The organism is Curtobacterium citreum, from assembly GCF_006715175.1.
In the GTDB taxonomy this organism is placed as follows: Bacteria; Actinomycetota; Actinomycetes; order Actinomycetales; family Microbacteriaceae; genus Curtobacterium; species Curtobacterium citreum.
On record NZ_VFMQ01000001.1, the window covers coordinates 3,416,103 to 3,435,837 of the forward strand.

General features: G+C 72.3%; 19 protein-coding genes. 5 read left to right on the forward strand and 14 right to left on the reverse strand.

The genetic code is table 11. The features are described from left to right. Positions 1–41: 41 nt before the first annotated feature. Positions 42–815, forward strand: coding sequence for a class I SAM-dependent methyltransferase (locus tag FB462_RS16190; RefSeq protein WP_141862996.1), 774 nt, complete (start codon positions 42–44; stop codon positions 813–815). 23 nt (positions 816–838) lie between these two features. Here the strand turns inward: FB462_RS16190 and ygfZ are convergent, their stop codons facing one another. The 3 genes from ygfZ to FB462_RS16205 form a co-directional block, all read right to left on the reverse strand. Continuing rightward, positions 839–1,903, reverse strand: a complete 1,065-nt coding sequence (ygfZ, locus tag FB462_RS16195) for a CAF17-like 4Fe-4S cluster assembly/insertion protein YgfZ (protein ID WP_141862998.1) — start codon at positions 1,901–1,903, stop codon at positions 839–841. Continuing rightward, on the reverse strand, positions 1,903–2,505 hold the full coding sequence (locus FB462_RS16200) for a heme-binding beta-barrel domain-containing protein (protein ID WP_141863000.1): 603 nt from the start codon (positions 2,503–2,505) through the stop codon (positions 1,903–1,905). The genes ygfZ and FB462_RS16200 overlap by 1 nt, the downstream gene beginning before the upstream one ends. A gap of 136 nt (positions 2,506–2,641) precedes the next feature. Continuing rightward, entirely contained in the window at positions 2,642–2,923 is a 282-nt protein-coding gene (locus tag FB462_RS16205; protein ID WP_141863002.1) for a hypothetical protein, read from the reverse strand. Between the two features lie 150 nt (positions 2,924–3,073). Between FB462_RS16205 and FB462_RS16210 the strand changes: the two genes are divergently transcribed. The 3 genes from FB462_RS16210 to FB462_RS16220 are packed head-to-tail and all read left to right on the forward strand — an operon-like array spanning position 3,074 to position 6,669. Further along, the gene (locus FB462_RS16210) at positions 3,074–3,757 is read left to right on the forward strand and encodes a winged helix-turn-helix domain-containing protein (RefSeq protein ID WP_058741557.1); all 684 of its coding nucleotides are present in this window, start codon (positions 3,074–3,076) and stop codon (positions 3,755–3,757) included. After that, positions 3,757–4,617 carry a mycothiol synthase gene (gene mshD, locus FB462_RS16215; protein WP_141863004.1) on the forward strand — a complete coding sequence of 287 codons (861 nt, stop codon included), beginning with the start codon at positions 3,757–3,759 and terminating at the stop codon, positions 4,615–4,617. Before FB462_RS16210 ends, mshD begins: the two co-directional genes overlap by 1 nt. A 45-nt stretch (positions 4,618–4,662) precedes the next feature. Continuing rightward, positions 4,663–6,669, forward strand: a complete 2,007-nt coding sequence (locus FB462_RS16220; protein WP_141863006.1) for a serine/threonine-protein kinase — start codon at positions 4,663–4,665, stop codon at positions 6,667–6,669. 154 nt (positions 6,670–6,823) lie between these two features. On the opposite strand, the gene FB462_RS16225 is transcribed toward FB462_RS16220, so the two are convergent. From FB462_RS16225 to FB462_RS16240, 4 genes are all read right to left on the reverse strand, one after another. Further along, complete coding sequence (locus FB462_RS16225; protein WP_141863008.1) at positions 6,824–11,104, reverse strand: FtsK/SpoIIIE domain-containing protein; 4,281 nt, start codon at positions 11,102–11,104, stop codon at positions 6,824–6,826. A 107-nt stretch (positions 11,105–11,211) separates the two neighbouring features. Then, positions 11,212–12,666 carry a type 1 periplasmic-binding domain-containing protein gene (locus FB462_RS16230; protein WP_141863010.1) on the reverse strand — a complete coding sequence of 485 codons (1,455 nt, stop codon included), beginning with the start codon at positions 12,664–12,666 and terminating at the stop codon, positions 11,212–11,214. Then, positions 12,663–15,377 carry a hypothetical protein gene (locus tag FB462_RS16235; RefSeq protein ID WP_167510152.1) on the reverse strand — a complete coding sequence of 905 codons (2,715 nt, stop codon included), beginning with the start codon at positions 15,375–15,377 and terminating at the stop codon, positions 12,663–12,665. Before FB462_RS16235 ends, FB462_RS16230 begins: the two co-directional genes overlap by 4 nt. Positions 15,378–15,713: 336 nt before the next feature. Further along, complete coding sequence (locus FB462_RS16240; protein WP_141863014.1) at positions 15,714–16,199, reverse strand: hypothetical protein; 486 nt, start codon at positions 16,197–16,199, stop codon at positions 15,714–15,716. A 212-nt stretch (positions 16,200–16,411) separates the two neighbouring features. Here FB462_RS16240 and FB462_RS16245 point away from each other — a divergent pair, with 212 nt between their 5' ends. Next, positions 16,412–16,669, forward strand: a complete 258-nt coding sequence (locus tag FB462_RS16245; RefSeq protein WP_141863016.1) for a hypothetical protein — start codon at positions 16,412–16,414, stop codon at positions 16,667–16,669. Between the two features lie 90 nt (positions 16,670–16,759). Here the strand turns inward: FB462_RS16245 and FB462_RS16250 are convergent, their stop codons facing one another. The 7 genes from FB462_RS16250 to FB462_RS16280 form a co-directional block, all read right to left on the reverse strand. Continuing rightward, positions 16,760–17,065 carry a hypothetical protein gene (locus FB462_RS16250; protein WP_114849446.1) on the reverse strand — a complete coding sequence of 102 codons (306 nt, stop codon included), beginning with the start codon at positions 17,063–17,065 and terminating at the stop codon, positions 16,760–16,762. A 139-nt stretch (positions 17,066–17,204) separates the two neighbouring features. Further along, positions 17,205–17,582 (reverse strand): hypothetical protein, encoded by a 378-nt coding sequence (locus tag FB462_RS16255; protein WP_141863018.1) that lies wholly within the window; start codon positions 17,580–17,582, stop codon positions 17,205–17,207. 14 nt (positions 17,583–17,596) lie between these two features. Next, a complete protein-coding gene (locus FB462_RS16260; RefSeq protein WP_114849444.1) occupies positions 17,597–17,890 on the reverse strand; it encodes a hypothetical protein in 294 nt (97 codons plus the stop codon). Positions 17,891–18,122: 232 nt separating this feature from the next. Continuing rightward, positions 18,123–18,554 carry a hypothetical protein gene (locus FB462_RS16265; protein ID WP_141863020.1) on the reverse strand — a complete coding sequence of 144 codons (432 nt, stop codon included), beginning with the start codon at positions 18,552–18,554 and terminating at the stop codon, positions 18,123–18,125. 23 nt (positions 18,555–18,577) lie between these two features. Continuing rightward, entirely contained in the window at positions 18,578–18,868 is a 291-nt protein-coding gene (locus tag FB462_RS16270) for a hypothetical protein (protein WP_141863022.1), read from the reverse strand. Next, positions 18,865–19,326: a hypothetical protein gene (locus FB462_RS16275; protein WP_141863024.1), complete on the reverse strand. Its 462-nt coding sequence runs from the start codon at positions 19,324–19,326 to the stop codon at positions 18,865–18,867. Before FB462_RS16275 ends, FB462_RS16270 begins: the two co-directional genes overlap by 4 nt. Next, entirely contained in the window at positions 19,323–19,682 is a 360-nt protein-coding gene (locus FB462_RS16280) for a hypothetical protein (RefSeq protein ID WP_141863026.1), read from the reverse strand. The genes FB462_RS16275 and FB462_RS16280 overlap by 4 nt, the downstream gene beginning before the upstream one ends. Positions 19,683–19,735 lie beyond the last annotated feature (53 nt).

Here is a 19,735-nt window from a genome sequence, read left to right on the forward strand (position 1 = left end):
CCCGAGTCTACCGAGCGGCGTCGGCCCCGTAGCCTGGTCCCATGCCCATCGGGAACGTCACGCGCGGCACCACCGGGTACAACCGGCTCCGCCGGGTCGACCGGTGGATCGCGTCGCTCCCGGTCCTGCGGCGGACGGACGACCCGCTCGTGGCCGACGTCGGGTACGGCGCCCGGCCGACCACGACGCTCGAGCTCCGCGACCGACTGGCCCGGGTCCGTCCGGACGTCGAGGTCACCGGCATCGAGATCGAGCCCGCACGCGTGGCCCTGGCGAACGCCGGCACCCGCGACGGGGTGACCTTCCGGCTCGGCGGGTTCGAGACCCCGACGCCGGGAGACCGCCGCCCGGCAGTGATCCGGGCGTTCAACGTCCTGCGGCAGTACGACGAGTCGGCCGTCGTCGACTCGTGGCGGATCATGCAGGACCGCCTGCAGCCGGGCGGGGCGCTCGTCGAGGGCACCTGCAACGAGGTCGGGCGGGTCGCGTCGTGGGTCACCCTCGACGAGCACGCGCCGCACACCTTCACGGTGTCGTTGCGGGTCGCCGGCCTCGAGGTGCCGAGCATCGTCGCCGAACGGCTGCCGAAGGCACTCATCCACCGGAACGTCCCCGGGGAGCGGGTGCACGCGTTCCTGCTCGACCTCGACCGCGCGTGGGCGGTGGCCGCGCCGCTCGGCACGTACGGTCCCCGCCAGCGGTGGATCGCCACGGTGCAGGGCGTGCGCGACCGGGGCTGGCCGGTGCTGCACGGGGTGACCCGGTGGCGCCTCGGCGAGCTCAGCGTCCCCTGGTCGGCCGTCGCCCCTGCCTGAGCCCGGGCCGCAGGCGCTGTTGCTCAGCCGCGCCGGACGGCTCCGAGCCGGGGCAGGCGCGGCACGTTCGCCGTCGCGCCGGCCTGCGGCGGGACGATGGTCTCCTGCGCAGCGGTCACGACCACGTCGTCGACCGTGAGCTCGAGCGTCGCCGCCGGGTCCAGGGAGCGCTTGACGACCGCGAGCCCGATCGGCCCGAGCTCGTGGTGCAGCGCCGCCGCGGTGAGCCGGCCGACGTCCTTCCCGTCGGACACCACGGGGGTGCCGGGCGCGGGGAGCACACCGTCCGACCCGTCGAGGTGCAGCATCACGACGCGGCGCGGCGGGTGCCCGAGGTTGTGGACCTTGGCGACCGTCTCCTGCCCGCGGTAGCAGCCCTTCGACAGGTGGACGGCGGAGCGGAGCCAGTCGAGCTCGTGCGGGATCGTCCGCTCGTCGACGTCGGAGAGCGAGGGACGCCAGGCGGCGATGCGCAGGGCCTCGAGCGCGAGGAGCCCCGCGGCGGGGACGTCGGACGCGGCCGTGTCGGCAGCGGCCTCGGAGGTGACCACGTCGATGCGGAGGGTCCAGTCGGAGGCGGGGTGTGCCTCCAGTGCGGCGTAGCCCCACCCACCGGGCGTGACGGACGCCCACGGGTCGACCCACTCGACCACCGGGTCGGCGACCGCCGACCCCGCGAAGCGGCCCAGCGTGACGAGGTCGGCGGAGCGGTCCGCGACCTCGACGCGGAGCATGAACCGCATGCTGTCGAGCCAGGCTGCCAGCGGTGCGGCGTCGGCCGGCTCGGTGAGGAGCCACGTCGTCCCGCCGTCGTCGACGACCCGCGCGGCGTGCTCGACGCGACCGGACTGGTCGAGCACGAGCGTCTCGGTGGACGTGCCGGGCGCGAGCCCGGTGATCAGCTGCGACGTGATCGAGTTGAGCCAGGTCAGCCGGTCCGGCCCGGTCACCGTGACGATGCCGAGGCCGAGCTCGACCACGGCACGGCCCGCGGCGAGCGCACGCTGCTCGCCCGTGGGGTTGCCGAAGTGCGCGGCGGGACCGGCGTCGGACGCGACGAAGCCGGGTCGCTCGGCGAAGACGGCCATCAGTCGACCTTCGCGAGCTGCCCCGAGGCGTGCGACGTGAGCTGCTGCCCGAGCGCGGCGATGTCCCAGGCCCAGAACAGCTTGCCCTCGACCAGGCCGTACAGCCGGGTGGCCGCGGAGTAGTCCTTCGCGTTCGGCGAGCGCATCACGGCGTCGGTCGCCAGGTCGATGCGGCCCTTCTTGACGCGTCCGACGTAGAGCTCGTCGACGCCCGTCGGGTGGATGATCGCGGCTTCCACGTCGAAGCCGTCGGTGGTGTTGCGCAGCGTCTCGACGCTCTCCACCGTGCTGAACGGGGTCGGCCCGTCACCCATGAGCATCGCGGGACCGCGGTCGCCGGGTTCGTTCGGCCGGTCGATCCGCCAGTAGCCCATCTCCGCGGCGAGCGGCGTGTGCTCGTCGTCGAGCAGCCACGTCGTGGAGGAGTAGTTGAGGTACGGCAGGCCGTCGTGGCTGAAGCTCACGCGCTGGCCGAACTCGTACTTCCGGGGCTCGTCCTCGTCGCCCACGGGGTACTCGACGACGCCGGTGCCCTCCCAGACGCCCACGAGCCACGACAGCGGGACGAGTTCGGGCGCCAGGCCCTCCGGCAGTTCGATCAACGCTGACCCTTGAACAGCTTCACGACGACGACGACCGAGATGAACGCGATCGCGAGCGACGCGAGGCCGAGGAGACCCACGTAGAACAGCTCGAGCGCAAGCAGCGAATCCATGCCGCGAGTCTACGCGGTGGACCTCAGCGCGCCAGGAGCACCACGGCGGTGACGAGCACGACGACGAACGCCCCCGAGGAGGCGATGCTGATCCGCTCGACCAGGCCGTCCTTCGTCGCGGTGATGAGCTGCAGCACGAAGCTGACGAGCACGCACAGCACGAACACGAGGAGCAGCCACGCGAAGGAGTCCTTCTGCGTGAGCGTCAGGACGAGCACGGCGCCGACGACGGCGAGCAGCCAGACGGGCAGCACGGAGGTCAGACGCAGGCGACGCTGGTCGAGGGGCTGGTCCGTCTCGCTCACGCGGACCATCATGGCAGGCGCACGGTGTCCGGCGTCCGGTCGACGTCCGGCGTCGTTGCGCGGCGCCGGGCCGCCGTCCGGCCGGACGGGGGCCGTCTTCCCGAGCATCACTAGGATGTGTGCACGACTCCCCCACGCCCTGGAGGTCCTGTGGCCCAGCTCCTGGTACTCACCTCAGCCGCGCCCGGCGACGTCCTGCCGAGTCTCGGTCTCCTGAGCCACCGGATCCGCCACGTGCCCGCCGAGGCGGCGCAGCTGGTCAACGCCCCGCAGAGCGACCTGATGTTCGTGGACGCCCGCACCGACCTGGTCAGCGCGAAGGCCCTGTGCAAGATCCTCGCCACGAGCGGGTCGACGACGCCGATCGTGCTCGTCGTGACCGAGGGCGGCCTGACCGCCGTGAACAACGAGTGGAACGTCGACGACGTCGTGCTCGAGACCGCGGGACCGGCCGAGGTCGACGCCCGCATCCGCCTCACCACGGGGCGCGCCGCCAAGACCCAGACGGGCTCGAAGATCCAGGCCTCCGGCGTCGTCATCGACGAGGCGAGCTACTCCGCCAAGGTCCGGGGTCGGCCGCTCGACCTGACCTTCAAGGAGTTCGAGCTCCTCCGGTTCTTCGCCACGCACCCCTCCCGCGTGTTCACCCGCGAGCAGCTGCTCAGCGAGGTCTGGGGCTACGACTACTTCGGCGGCACCCGCACGGTCGACGTCCACGTCCGCCGACTCCGCGCGAAGCTCGGGGACCTCGAGTCCCTGATCGGCACGGTCCGGAACGTCGGCTACCGCTTCAACGTCTACGACGACGAGGCGGACCGGCTGGCGGGTCAGTAGTGCTCGCGGTCGTCGAGCTCCTGGCCGCGGCGTCCGCCGCCGCCGGTGAGGCCCCGCCCTTCTCCGACCAGACGCTGGTCGACGTGCGCGCGGGGCGCGCGCACGTCGTGGGGGACGAGCGCGGGGTCGCCGTGGTCCGTGACGGCGAGCTGGAGCTCGTGGTCGCACGGGAGGCCCGTGGTCGCGGGATCGGGTCGGCCCTGGTCGCGCAGGTGCTCGCGCCCGGTGACGCCGGTGCCGCCGGCGAGGCCGGCGGCACGTCCGGGGCCGGTGTCCCGCGGCTCGCGTGGGCGCACGGGGACCACCCCGCTGCCCGGGCACTCGCCCGACGGCACGGGTGGACCGCCGTCCGGACGCTCCTGCAGCTGCGGGCGCCGATCGCCGACGGCCCCGTCGACCCCCGGGTCCCGACGGGCTGGACACTCGAGGCGTTCCGTGCCGGGGACCCCGAGGACGAGTCCGCCTGGCTCGCCCTGAACGCCGCCGCGTTCGCGCACCACCCGGAGCAGGGGCGGATGACGCTCGACGACCTCCGTGCCCGCGAGGCCGAGCCGTGGTTCTCCGGCGACGACCTGCTGCTCCTGCGCGACGACGCCGGCGAGCTCGTCGGGTCGTGCTGGCTCAAGGTCGAGGGCGACCTCGGCGAGTTCTACGCCGTGGCCGTCCGTCCCGACCAGCAGGGTCGCGGGATCGGGGGCGTGCTCATGCGCGCCGGTGCCTCGCGCCTGACCGGGCGGGGACTGTCCGCGGCGGCGCTCTACGTCGAGGGCGACAACGAGCCGGCACTCGCGCTCTACCGCCGGTCGGGTTTCGCACAGCACGCGGTCGACGTCCAGTACGCGGCGGGTCCCGGCCGGTAACATGGCGCGGTCGGCGAGGGGTCGGCCGGGGCACTCGGGGGGATCGTGGCGGAGCAGGGCCAGGCACAGTACGGCCGCGGAGAGCCGCTCGGCGCCTCGTACCGACTCGTCGACCTGCTCGGCACGGGTGCCACCGGCGAGGTCTGGCGTGCCGAGCACACCGCCTCGGGCGAGCACGTCGCCGCGAAGCTGCTGCGCTCCGAGCTCGCCGCGGACCCGGCGATCGTCGAACGCTTCGTGCGGGAGCGCACCGTGCTGCTCGGGCTGCAGCACCCCTCGATCGTGCGCGTCCGGGACCTCGTGGTCGAGGGCGACCGGCTCGCGATCGTCATGGACCTGGTCGACGGCGGCTCCGCGCGGGACCTGCTCCGGGCGTCCGGCACGCTGCCGCCCCGCGACGCGCTGACCATCACGGCGGAGACGCTCGACGCCCTGGCTGCGGCACACGGGCAGGACGTCACGCACCGGGACGTGAAGCCCGACAACGTGCTCCTCGCGACGGCGTGGACCGCGGGTGCGACGGGCGACGTCCGGGTGTCGGACTTCGGCATCGCCTCGGTCGTGGCGGACCGCGAACGCACGACCACCGGGCTCCTCGGCACGCCGCAGTACATGGCACCGGAGTCGATCAGCCAGGGCCGCGCGGGTCCGGCGGCCGACGTGTACGGCGCCGGGGTGATGCTCTACGAGCTCCTCGCCGGCCGCACGCCCTTCGCCGGCCCCGGCACCGACTTCGCCGTCGCCTACCGACACGTCACGTCGGACCCGCCCCGCATCGACGTCCCGGACGCACTCTGGACCGCGCTCACGACGCTGCTGGCGAAGGACCCCGGCGCCCGTCCGGCCGCGGCCGACGCCGCCGCGACCCTCCGCCGGCTCGCGCGTTCGCTGGTGGACGCCCCGGCACTCGCCCCGGCGGCCGACCCGGAGTCCTTCGCCGAGGTCGAGCGGCCGGCGACCGTCGTCCGTGGTGTCCGGCCGGACACGGCGGCAGTCGAGGCCTCGGCGGTCGAGGACGTCTCCCCCGCGCCGGAGCTCGGCCCGGCTGGCTCGCAGACCGTCATCCGCCCGCTCGCCCGGCAGCCGTTGCCCGTCGTCCGCGAACCCGAGGCACCGCCGCGGAGCCCCTGGCAGCGCCCGGACTGGCTGACGAACCGGATGGCGGCGCTCGGTGCCCTCGGTGTCGTCCTCGTCGCCGTGCTCGTCGTGGGCGGGGTCGTGTGGCTCCCCGGGGCGCTGGCAGGCCGGGGCTCGTCGACGCCCGCCGCCACCGCGCAGGCGGGCAGCGCGTACCAGCAGGACCGTCCGCTGCCGACCGGGCTGACCACGACCCGCAAGGCGACGCTCGACCCGGAGCGCGGCACGGTCGCCCTGTCGATCACCTACGCCGCGCAGTCCGTGGCGCTCCGCGGGCCCCTGCTCGAGGTGGTGCCCGGCGCCACCGCGAAGGCATCGTGCCCCGCGGTGACCTGGACCGGCGAGGGCGTCTCCGCGGCGCGCAACCAGCCGTCGCTCACCGGCGTCGGCACCGCGTGTTCCTGGGCGCTCGACGACGTCGAGGTCCCGGCCGGCCAGGACCTCACCGTGCAGGCCAGCGTCCGGCTCGCCGGCGTCCGCGACCAGGCGGCCCTGCAGGAGTGGCTCGACGCCGCCGGCAGTGCGACCACCGCCGCAGTCACCGATCGCGGGGTCACGGGGACCGCGTACCCGGTGCAGCGGCTGCAGGGCGTCGAGGTCCGCACGCCCGACCGCACGGTCAGCCAGACCACGCTCCCGGTGACGTTGGTGCCGGTGTGGCCGAGCGGCGCCGACGACCTCAACCCGCTCTACCGCAGTCCGGCGACCGGGAGCCCGTCGCAGATGTTGACCGACGTCGCCGGCGGCGAGTCGGGTGTGCGGTTCGCCGACGGGTGCTCGGGGGCGCTCGCGGTGTCGTCGGACGGACTGGTCGTGACGGCGCTGTCGGTCGCGCCGTCGTGCACGGTGCGGGCCACGGTGGGGAACTTCACGAACCTCGAGAGCGCGCCGTTCGGGATCACCACGCGGGACTGATCCGTCGCGTCCGATCGCCCGGCGCGCCTGGCCCCTCGGACGGGAGGCGCGTGGCGGGCTGGCGCCGCGCCTCCCGTCCGGCGGTGGCTCCCCGGTACTGGAGGCGTGCGGCGGGCTCGCACCGTGCCTCCCGTCCGGCGGTGGGACGGGTCGGTCAGGCGCCGGAGGACGCGGTCTGCACGAGGCGGACCGACCCGCCCGAGGCGGCGTAGCCGCGACCGGCGCTGAGCGCGACGGGTGCGCGCCGGGGCAGGGTGATGCCGAGGAGCTCGCCGTCGTAGTCGACGTCGGGCTGCAGCAGGACCCCGCAGCGGCTCTTGCGGACCTGCCGCGTCCAGTGGCTGTAGAGCGAGCGGAGGTCCACCGAGCGGCCGGCCGCGACGACGCAGAGGCCCGGTCGTTCCGATGTGAGCAGCGCCGCGATGCCCTGGTCCGCGTCCTCGAACCGTTCGGCGTCGTCGACGAGGAGCAGGACCGGCCCGCGTTCGAGGCGGAGTCCGGCGAGGAGTGCGGGCACCTCGTCCACGCCGACGGCGACGCGGTCGAGCGGGGCCTCGGCGAGGGGTGACCGACGGTCGCAGATCCCCCACACGGCGGGACGGACACCCTCGGCAGAGCGGGCGAGGTCAGCGAGGGCGAGGAGCACCGTCGACTTGCCGGACCGCGCGGGGCCGGCGACGAGGACGTGCTCGCCGTCGTAGACCTCGAGGACGGCGGTGCCGAGGTCGTCCTCCGCGATGCCGACGGGGAGGCGCCAGGGCTCGGCGTCGAACCGGGCGGGTTCGGCGAGGTCGCCCACACGGACGGCGTCCGGCAGTCGTCCGACGGCGCTGGTCTTGGTCGGCGCCTCCGGCCACGTGGCGGCGACGTCCGCGACGGCCCGGTCGAGCGGAGCGGACGGCGTCGCGACGTGGCTCTGCAGGCGCATCGTCGAGTCGATGAAGCGACCGGGCACGGGCGGCGGGACGTCCTTCGGGCGGACGCCGATCGAGGAGTAGTCGTACGGGTCCGCGAGGCGGAACAGCCACTTCTGGGTGGTGACCTCGTCCATCGCCGACGGCACCGCCTTGGCGCGGGTCGTCGAGACGGCGAACGAGATGCCGAGCGCGGGGCCTTCGGCGTAGACGCGGTGCAGTGCGTCGAGGAGCAGCTGCCCCTCGAAGTCCTGGTACTCGTCGCGGAGGGCGGCGAGGCCGTCGATGAGCACGACCGCGCGCCGACCACCGGGGGCGGCCCGTCGGCGCTCGAGGTCCGCGCGGAGGTGGCGGAGGAACCGCGCCTGTAGTTCCCCGGCGCCCGGACCGGAGCCGACGTACGCGGTGGTGTGCGGCAGCCGCGCGAGGGGCGCGAGGTCACCGGCGCCCATGTCGAGGACGAGGAGGTCGAGGTCGGCGGGGTCGTGGGTGGCGGCGAGGCGCAGGGCGAGGCTCGCGAGGGCCGTGCTCGTGCCGCTGCCGGGGATGCCCATGAGCATGAGGTTGCCCTCGTCGAGGTCCCAGCCGGCGGGGACCTGGCGCTGGTGGTCGGGGTCGTCGGCGAGGGCGACGACGACCTGCCGCTCGGGTCGGGTGGTCGCGGTGCTGATGGGCAGCGTGTCGAGGTCGACGCGGTCGCCGAGTGCCTCGGGCCAGATCGGGCGGGGCGGCGCGTACCCGGCGGCGTCGTTCGCGCGCCGGATCGCGTCGATGAGGACGTCGAGGTCGGTCTCGTCCGACGCACTCGGTGCCGGCGTGGGCATCGGCGCCGGGACCCCGAACACGTCGGTCGGGCGCGCCGTCACCGGCTGGTACTCGCGCTGGTCGCGGGCGCGGCCGGTCACCAGTGCCGTCTGCACCGGCGTGATGTCGTCCTGCCCGAGCTTCACGAAGGCGCGACCGGTCTGCTGGCGGCCGATCGCCGATGCGGCCGGGACGCCGATCACGTTCGTCGAGTCCTCGCGGCTCTGCACGCGCAGGGCGACGCGGAGGTTCGTGTTCGCCAGGATGTCCTCGCTCACGACACCGGCGGGACGCTGCGTCGCGAGCACCATGTGCACGCCGAGCGTGCGGCCGACCGCGGCGATCGCGACGAGGGACGTGAGGACGTCCGGGAACTCCTTCGCGAGCATGGCGAACTCGTCGACCACGAAGAGCAGCCGCGGCATCGGCTCGGTCGGACCCGTGGCGAGGTAGGCGTCGAGGTTGTCGATGTCGGCCCCCGCGGTCGCGAAGACCCGCTGGCGTCGTTCGAGCTCGGCCTCGAGCGCACGGATGGCACGGTCGGCGAGCTGCTCGTCGAGGTTGCTGATGGTGCCGATCGTGTGCGGCAGCCGTTCGCACGCGGCGAAGGCGGCGCCGCCCTTGAAGTCGACGAGCAGGAAGTTCAGGCGGGTCGGGTCGTTCCGAGCGGCGAGCCCGGCGACGAACGACCGGAGGAACTCGCTCTTGCCCGAGCCCGTCGTCCCGCCGACCAGGCCGTGCGGGCCGTCGCGGACGAGGTCGATCTCGAGCACGCCACCCTCGGACGAGCCGATCGGGGTCGAGACGCCTGTCCGCGCGTCCCACGCCGCGCGGATCGCCTCGGGGCTCGACGGGTCGAGCGCGGTGTCGCCGGCCCCGCGGCGCTGGGTCACGGCGAGGAGCTCGGGCAGGCGGACGAGCGCGGGCAGCGAGGCGCCGGGCACGGTGAGCTCTGGGTCGTCGAAGTGCGCCACGGCTCGGGCGGTCCGTTCGGCGGTCTCCGTCGACAGCCCCGCGAGCACGACGTCCTCGACGCGGGTGCGGTCCTCCGGCCGGTACACGGTCGCGGCTGCGTCCGCCGCGACCGTGACGATCGTGGTGCACGCGGCGGGGAGCTGTTGCTCGTTCGTGGCGATGACGATGCCGCTGACGCGCTGCCGACGCTCCCCCGGGCGCAGTGACGCCCCTGGGACCGTCCGTCCCTGGCCGAGCAGGTTGCGCGCCGGGGCGTCACGGCCCTCGGTCAGGACCTCGGAGTCGACGACGACGAGCAGGTTCGGTGTGGGCAGCTCGTCGAGCGACTCACGCAGGCCGCGGAGGACCGCGGCGCTCTGGTCGCGCTGCGCCGACATCCAGCGCGCCCCGGTGCTGCTGCCGGCCACGCGGGTGTGCGGCAGCCAGGATGCCCAGGACCAGTCCGTCTCGCGGCCGCGGTCGCAGAAGACGCCGACGGTCAGGTCCGCGGGCCCGCAGTGCACGGTCGCCTGGGCGAGCAGGCTGCGCGCGAGGGCGAGGGCGCCGTCACGGTCGCCGACGATCCCGACGACCCCGGCGTCCGACAGGTCGGTCACCACGGGCGCCGCGGTGAGCCGGCTGTCCGCGATCGCGGCCTTGGCCTCGTCCTCGAGCTTCGTGGTCGCGGCGCGCTGGTCGACCTCGGGTCGCCACGGTGCGTCACCCGTGCCGGCGTGCAGGCTGAGGAAGTCGTCGTCGTCCGAGCGGCGCTGCCAGAGCGCGGTCGTCGGCAGCGCGGCGCGGCGGACGACGGTGGCCGGATCGGGGACGAGCTCCTGCCGGCGCGCGGCCTCGACCGCCGCCGCGGCCGTGATCTCGCCGCGGAACGTCTCGACCGCCGCGGCGAAGCGCGTCTCCTCTTCCTTGAGGTTCTTGGCGCGGCGGTGCTTCTGCTCGAACCACATGCCGATCGCCGTCACGGGGCTGAGCAGGGCGAACAGGGCGAAGCGCGCGTCACCGAGGAGCAGGACCATCGCGCCCGCGAGGACGAGCGGTGCCGCCACCGTGATCCAGCTGAACTTCGACGCGGGAGCGACGTCCTTCCGCGTCGGCGGGACGACCGTCTCGGCGTCACCGACCCGACCGGGCCGCGGCGGACGGTTGAACGGTGCCGTCGCGGCCGGGGTGAGGTTCGGCAGCGATCCGGCCGGCGGCACGGTGGTCTCCGGCAGCTCCGGGCGGACCAGCAGCACGGCGCCGCCGACGATGACGCTCGTCGTGCGGGTGAGCAGGACGCCCTCGTCGTCGATCCGTTCGCCGCCGATGACAGTCCCGTTCGTCGAGCCGGCGTCGCGCACCCGGACCCCGTCGCCCTCGCGCTCGACGGTGCAGTGCTCCCACGATGCGCTCTCGGTCGGCAGGACCACGTCGGCCTGCGGCGCTCGCCCAGCCACGAGCTTCCGGTTCCGCGGCACGGCGAGGACCAGGCCGGCGTCGAGCCCTCCGGCGAGGGTCACGCTCCAGCCGTCGATCGTGCGCGGGCGTTCCTGCGCCGTGCGGGCGATCCGGGAGCCCTCGAGCAGGACGAGGTCACGGAGCGGGGTGTCCGAGCTGGTGTGGTGGCCGTCGACCGCGAGCGGGGTGGCGGGGTCGAGGACGGTGCCGGTGGTCGCGGCGACGAGCGCGCCGAGGGTGGCCGCCCCTGTCCATCCGTCGACCTCGACGGTCTCGCGTCGGTCGTCGAGCTCGATGAGCACCCGCATGCCGTGCCCCTCCGTTCGTGTCGTCGATCAGCGCTTCGTGTGGTTCGTCAGCGGTCCGTGCGGTCGGTCAGCGCTTCGCGGTGGTGGTCAGCGCTTCGCGGTGGTGGTCAGCCCTCCGTGTCGTCGGCGAACCAGACGAGGGACGGCGATCCGCTGGCGTCCGCGGAGTCGTCCGAGGCCGCCGGTCGGAGGCCGAGGTCCTGCGCGGACGACGCGAGCACCGAGGCCGGGCTGCGCATCGCCTCCTGCGTGCGGAACACCAGATCGGGTCCGGCGAGCCCGTCACTGCCGGAGAGGTCGAGGGTCGCGAGCGCGTCGGCGACCGCGGACGGCTCGTCGCTCCGGGCCGTCCCGACCGCGCGGACCAGGGCGATGACGGCGTCGTGGCTCCGGGCGTCCGCGACGGGAGCGACGGACGAGAACGGCCGGTCGCCGGTGAGGTTCTTCGCGTCGGCGTCGTCCGCGAGGACCCGGAGACCGCCGAGGAAGGCGGACATCGACCGACCGGTGGCGTCCGGGTGGAGGGCACGGGCGTCGTCCGTCTCGACCCCGACCGTCCGGAAGCCGCCGCTCAGGCTGCCGCCAGCCTGGGTCAGCGCGGCCGCGAAGGTCGGGCTCGTGGCGTCCGCGGTGAGGATGATCGGGGCGCTGACGTCCGCGGACTGGAGCGCCGCGACGAGGGCACCCTGTCGTGCCGCAGGGCCGCTGAGCACGACGGCGTCGGAGTCCGCGGCGACCGGGGCGTCGGCGCCGGAACCGGTCGTGGTGTCGGCGGTCTGCGCGGCGACACCCGTGCGCTCGGCGATCGTGGTCGCGAGCGCGGCCGTGTCGGCGTCGCGGACCGCGTCGACGACGTGCGCGACCTGCAGGCCGGAGGGTGCTCCGCCCCCGAGGTCGACCAGCAGCGGGGACTTCGCGGAGCCGAGTGCCGAGCGCATCGCGGACGCCGTGGAGTCCGTCGAGGGCGCCGTCGACCATGCGTCGTCCGAGCCGGCCGCGTACGGGGCGACGACCGGGATCCCGGCGGACGCCGCGGCCGCGAAGGCACCGTCCACGTGACGACCGGACGACGCGACGACGATGCCTGCGACGCCCTGCTTCGCGAGCGCCTCGACCGCGGCACGTGCGCCGTCGGTCGAACCGGCGTCGTCCTGCGCCACGAGCTGGACCGTCGTGCCACCGAGCTGCAGCCGTCGCTGGGCGACGAGGGCACCCTGCGCGGCATCGGCCCACTCGGAGCCCTCGCCGTCGCCGAGGGTCACGACGACGCCGATCTTCGTGCCGTCGGGGACGTGGGCGACCTGGACCGGCACGGGTGTGGTGGCGGCGACGGCCTCGGCCGGGGCGTCCGCAGCGGAGCGCACGGCGACGACGGCGACCACCACGGCGGCGACCACCAGGACCGCGAGCACCACGAGGAGGACCGTCCACCGACGGCGTCGCGTCGTCCGGTCGTTCGTCGGCTGCTCGGCGCCGGACTGTTCGACGCCGGACGGTTCGGCGGACTGCGGGTCCGGTGTCGGCTGCTGTCCCGGTGCCGGCTGCTCGGTCGTGCGGCTCATCGGTCGGCTCCGATCCGGAAGGCGTAGAGCGTCGTGGCGGTCGCGCCGGACGGCACGTCGAGCCGGAACGCCGGGAGCTTCGCGGCCGCGTCGAGCGACGACCGGAACTGCTGCTGCTGGAGCAGGATGCCGGCGACGTCCTCGGCGCGGACGTTCGCGTAGCCGGCCGCGTTCTGCGACGCCAGGGCGAGCTGGTAGTCGGCGGAGTCGGACTTGGCGGCGCTCGTCGCCATGGCGCCGAGGATGCCGGAACCGTTGACCTTGCGGTCCCCGAGGTCGAGCATCACGCGGTTGAGGTCGCCGGTGAGCAGCGTGCTGGCGCCCTGGACGTCCCGGACCGAGGCACTCGTGCTCGCGTCGATGCGCTGGAGGCTCGCGGCCGTCTGGCTGTCCACCGCGGACGCCAGGCTGCTGCTCTGCTGTTCGAGCGCGCCCTTCTGCTCGTCGATGGTGCCCTTCGAGTCGCTCGTGACCTCGCCCGAGGTCGTGCGGAGCCCGGCGATCGACTGGTCGAACGCCTGCTCGACGGCCTGCTGGCTCTTCCCGGCGGTGCCGCTGACGTTCCGGACCTGCTCGTCGACCAGGGTTTCGATCTGCTCTTTGAGCCTGCCCTCGGACTCTGCGGCCGCATCGCGCAGCTTCTGCTCGACGACGTCCTGAGCGGTCTTGAGATCCTCAAGGTCCCCGCCGACCGTGGCGGCCTGCTCCCGCGCGTCGCTGATGCTCGTACGCAGCCGATCGAGTTGCTGCTCGGTCCCGCCCGAGCCCGATCCAGCGTCCGCGACCGCATCGATCGCCGTCTGGATGCCGTCCAGCGATTGACCGAGCGCAGGGACCGAGGCACTCAGCCCTCCCGCGGCCGTGTCGCTCCCGGTCTCGTCGATGATCGCTTGCCAAGCACTTGCCTGCTCCTCGAGGCGAACCGACATGGGCTGAGGGAACGGGAGCGGCGACGCGAGGGGCGTGGTCGAGCCGTCTGGGTTCGGGCACGACTGGGGGGACAAGTAGCGTACGAGGTCGTTCGCCTGATCCGAAGTCAGACCGGACGTCGGCGGAGTCAGCACCGACGACGGAGATTCGTTCGTCACGAGACCGCAGATCTTCGCCACCAGTGCTGCGTTCTGCGCTTGCATCGTCCTGCTCAAGGTGAGGTCACCGGGAGCTCCGATGAGCGCTCTGGCAGCGGAAGCCTTGTCGTGCACGCTCTGGACATCAGCTCGGACCGTGTCGAGCGAGGTCCTGCTGCCAGCGAGCGACGTCCGAAGGTCGCGGAGCGATGTCTGCAGCGATCCGGAGGTGGACCCGGCCTGATCCACCAACGCGTCGAGCGATGCTTCGAAGGCTTGGAACTCCTCGACAGCTTCGGTCGCTTTCTGCGGCTTGAGGCTCTCCGCGAGCGCCGCGCCCTGCGTTGCCAACAGCGCGACCGTCGACGTCACCGACTGCGCGGAGAGGAAGAGCGCGCAGGTCAACGAACCACGATCCTCCTGGCTGGCGCAGCTCGTCGCGTCCGGCGCAGCCGGTCCGACGGACGCGGCCAACTGTGTGCTCACCTGCTGCTTGCAGAGCTCGCTCGCCTGCGCGTAGCCCTCGAGCTGGGAGGAGACACGCAACAGGTTGCCGTAGACGCTGCCGCCCACGGCGTCGGTCTTCGGCGCTGCGGCGCAGCCCTGGCCGTCGAGCACCGGTACGGGCGCCGTGCCGGAAGTGTCGCCGAGCAGCGCGTCGAGGCTGCTCGTCGTCTGCTGGAGTTGCTGCAGGACGGTCGACTGCGTCGTCTGCACCGTCGCGCCGAGGTCCCCGTTGAGCGAGCCGAGCTCGCCCGCGAGCGACTGCATCGTGCTTGCGAGGGACGCGCTGCTCTCCTGCAGCCGTTCCGCGGTGCGCACACCGAGCGTCTGGGAGGTGGACTCGAGGTTCGTCCGGACCTCGGTGATGGTCCCGCCGGCCCGGGCCAGGACCTCGTTCACCTGGGCGATGAGGTCGATGGTCCGTCGCTGCAGTGCGAGTTCGGAGTCCGTCTGCGAGCCGAACGCCCCGTTCAGCACGCCCTCGGTCGACAGGTCGGTGGTCAGCCCGGGCTGGGCGGCGACGTCGAACGCGGGGGCCGAGAAGTCCTTGACGTCGGCGACGAGGTGGAGCGTGCTGCTCGCGCCCGAGGTCGGCGGTGCGAGCAGCCGCCCCCACTGCACGACGGCGTCACCGTCGGCGTTCGTGCTGACCACGCCGTCGGTCGCGGCACCACCGTCGACACCCTGGGTCACGATGCGGTCCGGTGCGACGCCCGGCAGGACGGTCGACGCGGCGACGGAGAACGGCGCCCCGACCAGGGCGGGGGTCGTGCGGGACGACCCCGCGACGTCGTAGGTCAGGTTCTTCGACCGGACCGTGAGGTTCTCGATCGTGAGGTCGACCTCGACCCGGCCGGAGTAGCCGTCGAGGTCCGACAGGTCGGTCCCGGAGCGCTTGGTCGTCGTGTACTGCGTCGTGATGCGGAGGGGCAGGTCGCCCGCCGCCTTCGCGACGTCGTGGTCGGTGGTCGTCGACGAGGACCCGTCCGCTCCGACCGCGATCGTCGTGTCGGAGATGGCGCGGACCGAGCCGTTCGGGGTGAGCGTCGTGTCGACGGTCTGCAGCAGCCGGGACGGATCGTCGACCTGCCGCTGGTCGGCGGTGCACCCGGCCAGCGTCAGCGCGACGACGGCCGACACCGCGACCACCCCGGCCAGCCGACCACCCGGTCGTAGTCCGGTTCCCCCGGCGCGCGTCAGTTCCACGATCGTCCCCCTCAAGAATCGACAGCGCGTCCGATGCTAGTCGCTGAAATACCGTGAGGGTTCGTCCATCCACAGGTCGGAGCACCCCCGTTCGGGCCACAGCACCGCGATGTCCGGTTTGACGGATCCCGTGGAATTGATACTCTGCACTTCGTTGGTGGGGGGAACGCCGAGCGCTCGAAGTGCTCGGAGTTGCACGATCGGATGACCAGTCCACCCCACGAGCGGTTGCCTGGTCATCCGATCACAGGGGGAACGAACATGTGGATCTCAGTCGTGTCCGTCGGCATCGCGTTCGTCGCGGCGATCGGCATCACGTGGGGCGTGACGACCGCGACGCGTCGGAGCGACAGGCGCCGTCGAGCCCGCGGCGAGAAGCTGCCGAACGAGGGTGGCGCGCTCGTCACCGTGCGCCTCCGCCGTTGGCAGTGGCTGGTGATCCGCGTCCTCGCGATCGTGCTGCTCGTCGTCGGCGGGCTGTTGAGCGTCGTGGTGATCGGACTCGCCGCCGAGGGCGCTCCGCCCTCGATGGTCGTCGTGGCGGTGGTCTTCGCCCTCGCCGGCACCGGCGGCATCGTGCTCGCGAGCTCGATGCGGCGGACCCGGATCCTGGCGATGGAGGACCACCTGTTGGTCCGTCAGGGCCTGCGCGAGGAGCGCCGGGTCGACCTGCGCGAGATCGCCAGCCTGGCGCCGCTCGCGAACCAGTACGGCGGGGTCCAGGGGCGTTCGGCGGACGGACGACGGCTGTTCCACGTGATGGGGCTGGCGCGGGGGTTCGTCGAGTTCGACGCGTACCTGCAGGAGCGCGTCGTGCGAAACAGCGCTCCCGCCCCGCGGCGTTCGGACCGGACACCCTCCCGGTGCCGCCGTGGCGCGGCACCTCGGCGAGCGCCGAATGGACGAACGTCCCGCTCGGCCACGGGGGTCGCCCACGTCCGGTCGTCCGGCTGTTCGTCGGAGGCGACGTGGTCGTGCTGCACACCTCTGACGTCCGGGCGCTCGTCGACGGCCGGCAGGCGGTCGCCGAGTCCGACTCACAGCCACTCGCGTTCCTCGCAAGCCCCGCGCTCGTCGACCCGACGTCGCTCGGGGGTCGACAGGTGGCTGGTCTACCGCCGGAGAGCCTCGTCCTCCTCCGCGATGCGCAGGAGGTACCGACAGCAGTACTTCGCGACGCTGATGCCCGCACGTTCCGGAAGTGGGTCAGCGGTCTGCCGCGCTGACCATCGGAGGCTGTCCAGCGAGTACCTGCCTGGAGGCACGGTGCGGTCCGCGCGGGCGCCGTTTGCGATGCGCGAACGACGCCGCGCGCTTCACGGAAGCGAGGGGCGGACGGACATCACGGCTTGCCCACGCAAGGTTCCGGCCGACCCGGCGACACTCCTCCCGCCGTGGAACTCCCGAGCGATGGACGACGCTTGGTGTGCGTCGACGAGCAGGCCACGGGCCACCGGTGCGGAGACGTTCCCCATCGCGGTCTCGGTCCGATCGTCGTCGTCGACTTCTGCGCCGAGCGGAACTTCCCAGCGGGATTCGTCACCTGAGTCCTCGGTTCGGAACACGATGATGCCGGTCGCAGCGTCGCCACAGAGATCCAGCTCCCGCGCTCCGTCATGCATGATCGCGAGCGTTCGGTCCCGGCCGTCGAGAGCTCGGACCTTGGCCTCGACTCGCTCGAGAGTCGGGTCGCGTTCTTCGAAGCGCCGCCCACGAACCCACCGGGATCAGCAGCCGGCGCCGCGAAAGCCCTCCGCGGCCTCAGCTTCTTCCGCGGTCACTTCGCCACCAGGGCCCTTCGGGCCTGGCGAGCAACAGACCCGTCAATGCCGAGAAGAGCCAGGCGAACTGGTACGAGTGCCCACGGCCAGCCAGTGCGGAGAACGTGATGAGGCCGGCGAGGAGGACGAGCATCGTGACTCCGCGCGCGCCTCGGCGACGACTCCGCCCACCGGCCAGACCCATCAGGACCGCTACTGACGCGACACCAGTAGCGACGAGGGCGTTCGATCGACTCTTGATCACGGTCGCCCAGAATGCCGCGACCAGCAGGGCGAGGATGAGCACCGAGAAGTACCCCAGGAGGAGCTTCCGGTCGAGCGCCCGATCGGGTTCCTGATACGCCCTGTTCCTGTCCACGGTTCTCCGCACGATCATCGACCTCCTGGGCGCCTGCGGCCGCGCTTCGGGTCCGCCGTGGAAGCTCGCGCAACCACCCGTTCCCCGATGGCCGACCCGATGATGACCCCTGCGAACGAGGTGAGCAGCCACGCCCACCGCGTGCCAGCGAGTTGCGGCGGCGCACCCACGAGCAGCACGAACACGACGACGACCACCAGCAGTCCCACGACGGAGAACGACCGTCGTCGACCGCTCCGCGCCCACCAGCCGATCCCCACGCCGTACAGGGCCGCCGCCGCGGACACCAGGACCAGTCCGAACGGCATCGGCTGGTGTTCCAGGCTCGAGGTCCGCCACCACGCGATCGCGAGACAGAAAAGAGCCGCGAGGACATCGATGAACAAGGGCCGGGGTCGCCGGGTACGCGGGGTCATCATCCACCTCCGTTCTTCTGCGAGTTTGTGACTGCTTCGCCCCCGCCGGTCAGGGGCCGTCGGATGAGCACATCGACGAGCCCGTGGCGGCCGAAGGCCAATGGGACGTCCTTGTTCGGCGGGATCACCCTCGTGGCTCGACCTCATAGGCGTACGCCGTCGGTGACACACCGAACACTGCGGTCACCGCGCGCAAGTCCCACGACGCGGCGCCGACGGTGAACCGAACGCGATCAGCACCGGAGAGCTCTTCAGCGATCCTGTCAGCGTTGAATCGATTGACTCCGTCCTGGAGCAGGATCTTGCCGCCTTGATCGGTCACGACGACCACTTGCGACCCCGACGCTCCGCCGCCCTTCAGGGACGCGCTCGACTCCGAACCGGTGGTGGCGCTCCGGATCTCGCACGAGACCGACAACTGATGACCGTCGTCGTAGACCTTCACACCGAGCGGGACGACGAAGAACAACAGCACCGGGATGACGATGACGAGCAACAGGATGGCGACAGCGACGGCGCGTTTCCGTAGCGTCACCACTGGTGTTCCGTCGGTCATGTCGAGAGCGTTCCTCCTTGCGCTCACCATGTCCGATGAACCCCGCCTGCAGGGCCGTCGCCGCCGTGCGCCGCGCCGGTGTCGAGCGTTCCGATCGCGCCCGTACGTCGTCGACTCAGCCCACCAGCCAGGACCGCCATAACCGCAACAGCTGCACCAGCCAAGAGATCCGAGCGACTCGCGATCACCGAGATCCAGAATGCCTCGACCAGGAGGGCAAGTACGAGCGCCGATAAGTAAGCCAGGAGGAGCTCTCGATCGAACGCGAGGTCGGCTTCCCGGTTCGCATTCCTGCCGCCCGTCACCCTGTTCATGATGCGCTCGATTGACTGAGCCGTTCCGGATCGCGCACGAACACTGCCTGGTTGACGAGTTTCAGGGTGTCCCGCAACTCGTAGGACGCCGCGCCGACGGTGAACCTCCTGGGACCGCCCCGATCAAGATCGCTCGTGAGCCGCTCGATGTTGTCACGAGTGACCCCCCACCGCAGCACGAGGAGCCCGCAGTCGGTCGTCTCGATGTAGATCTGCTGATTCGAGGACCCGACGCCTCGCGGCGAGTAGGAGGACGCCGTCCGACCTGCGGCCCCGACCACATCGCAGGCCACCTGCTCCTGATGCGCTGCGTCATAGGCCTTCAGCGTGACCGGCCCGACGAACAGGAAGAGGACCGGGAGCAGCACGACGAGCACGAGCAGCCCGACAGCGACCAGCCGATTCCGCACAACGCTTTCGTCCCCCGCCTGTCGTTCTTCACTCCGCAGCAGGCTCACGAGATCTTTCGGAAGCCAGTAGTCGTAACGTCTCTTCCGATCAACCTCAGCAGTTCGCGGACCGAGTACGAGCCTTGGCCCACCTCGAAGCGATAGGTCCCGCCAGCATCGAGTTGACGCGCTGTTGAACCAGCATTTTGATCTGTCACACCCTCCCTGAGAAGGAGCTTGCCGCAGTTCTTCGTCGTGATCTCGACTTCAGCCGACGAGCTGCCGAGCCCGGTTCTCGTCACACTACCGCCGCTCAGGGACCTCGCTGCCCCAACCGAGCATTCGACTTTGATTTGGTGCTGCCCGTCGTACCAATTCAGGAACGCCGGCAAGACGAGAGCGACCAGGCCGATGATCAGCAGCACGGCGAGGGCACGGTAAAAGCGCCACTTCGCTCTCGACGGAGGGCTTGCTTTTC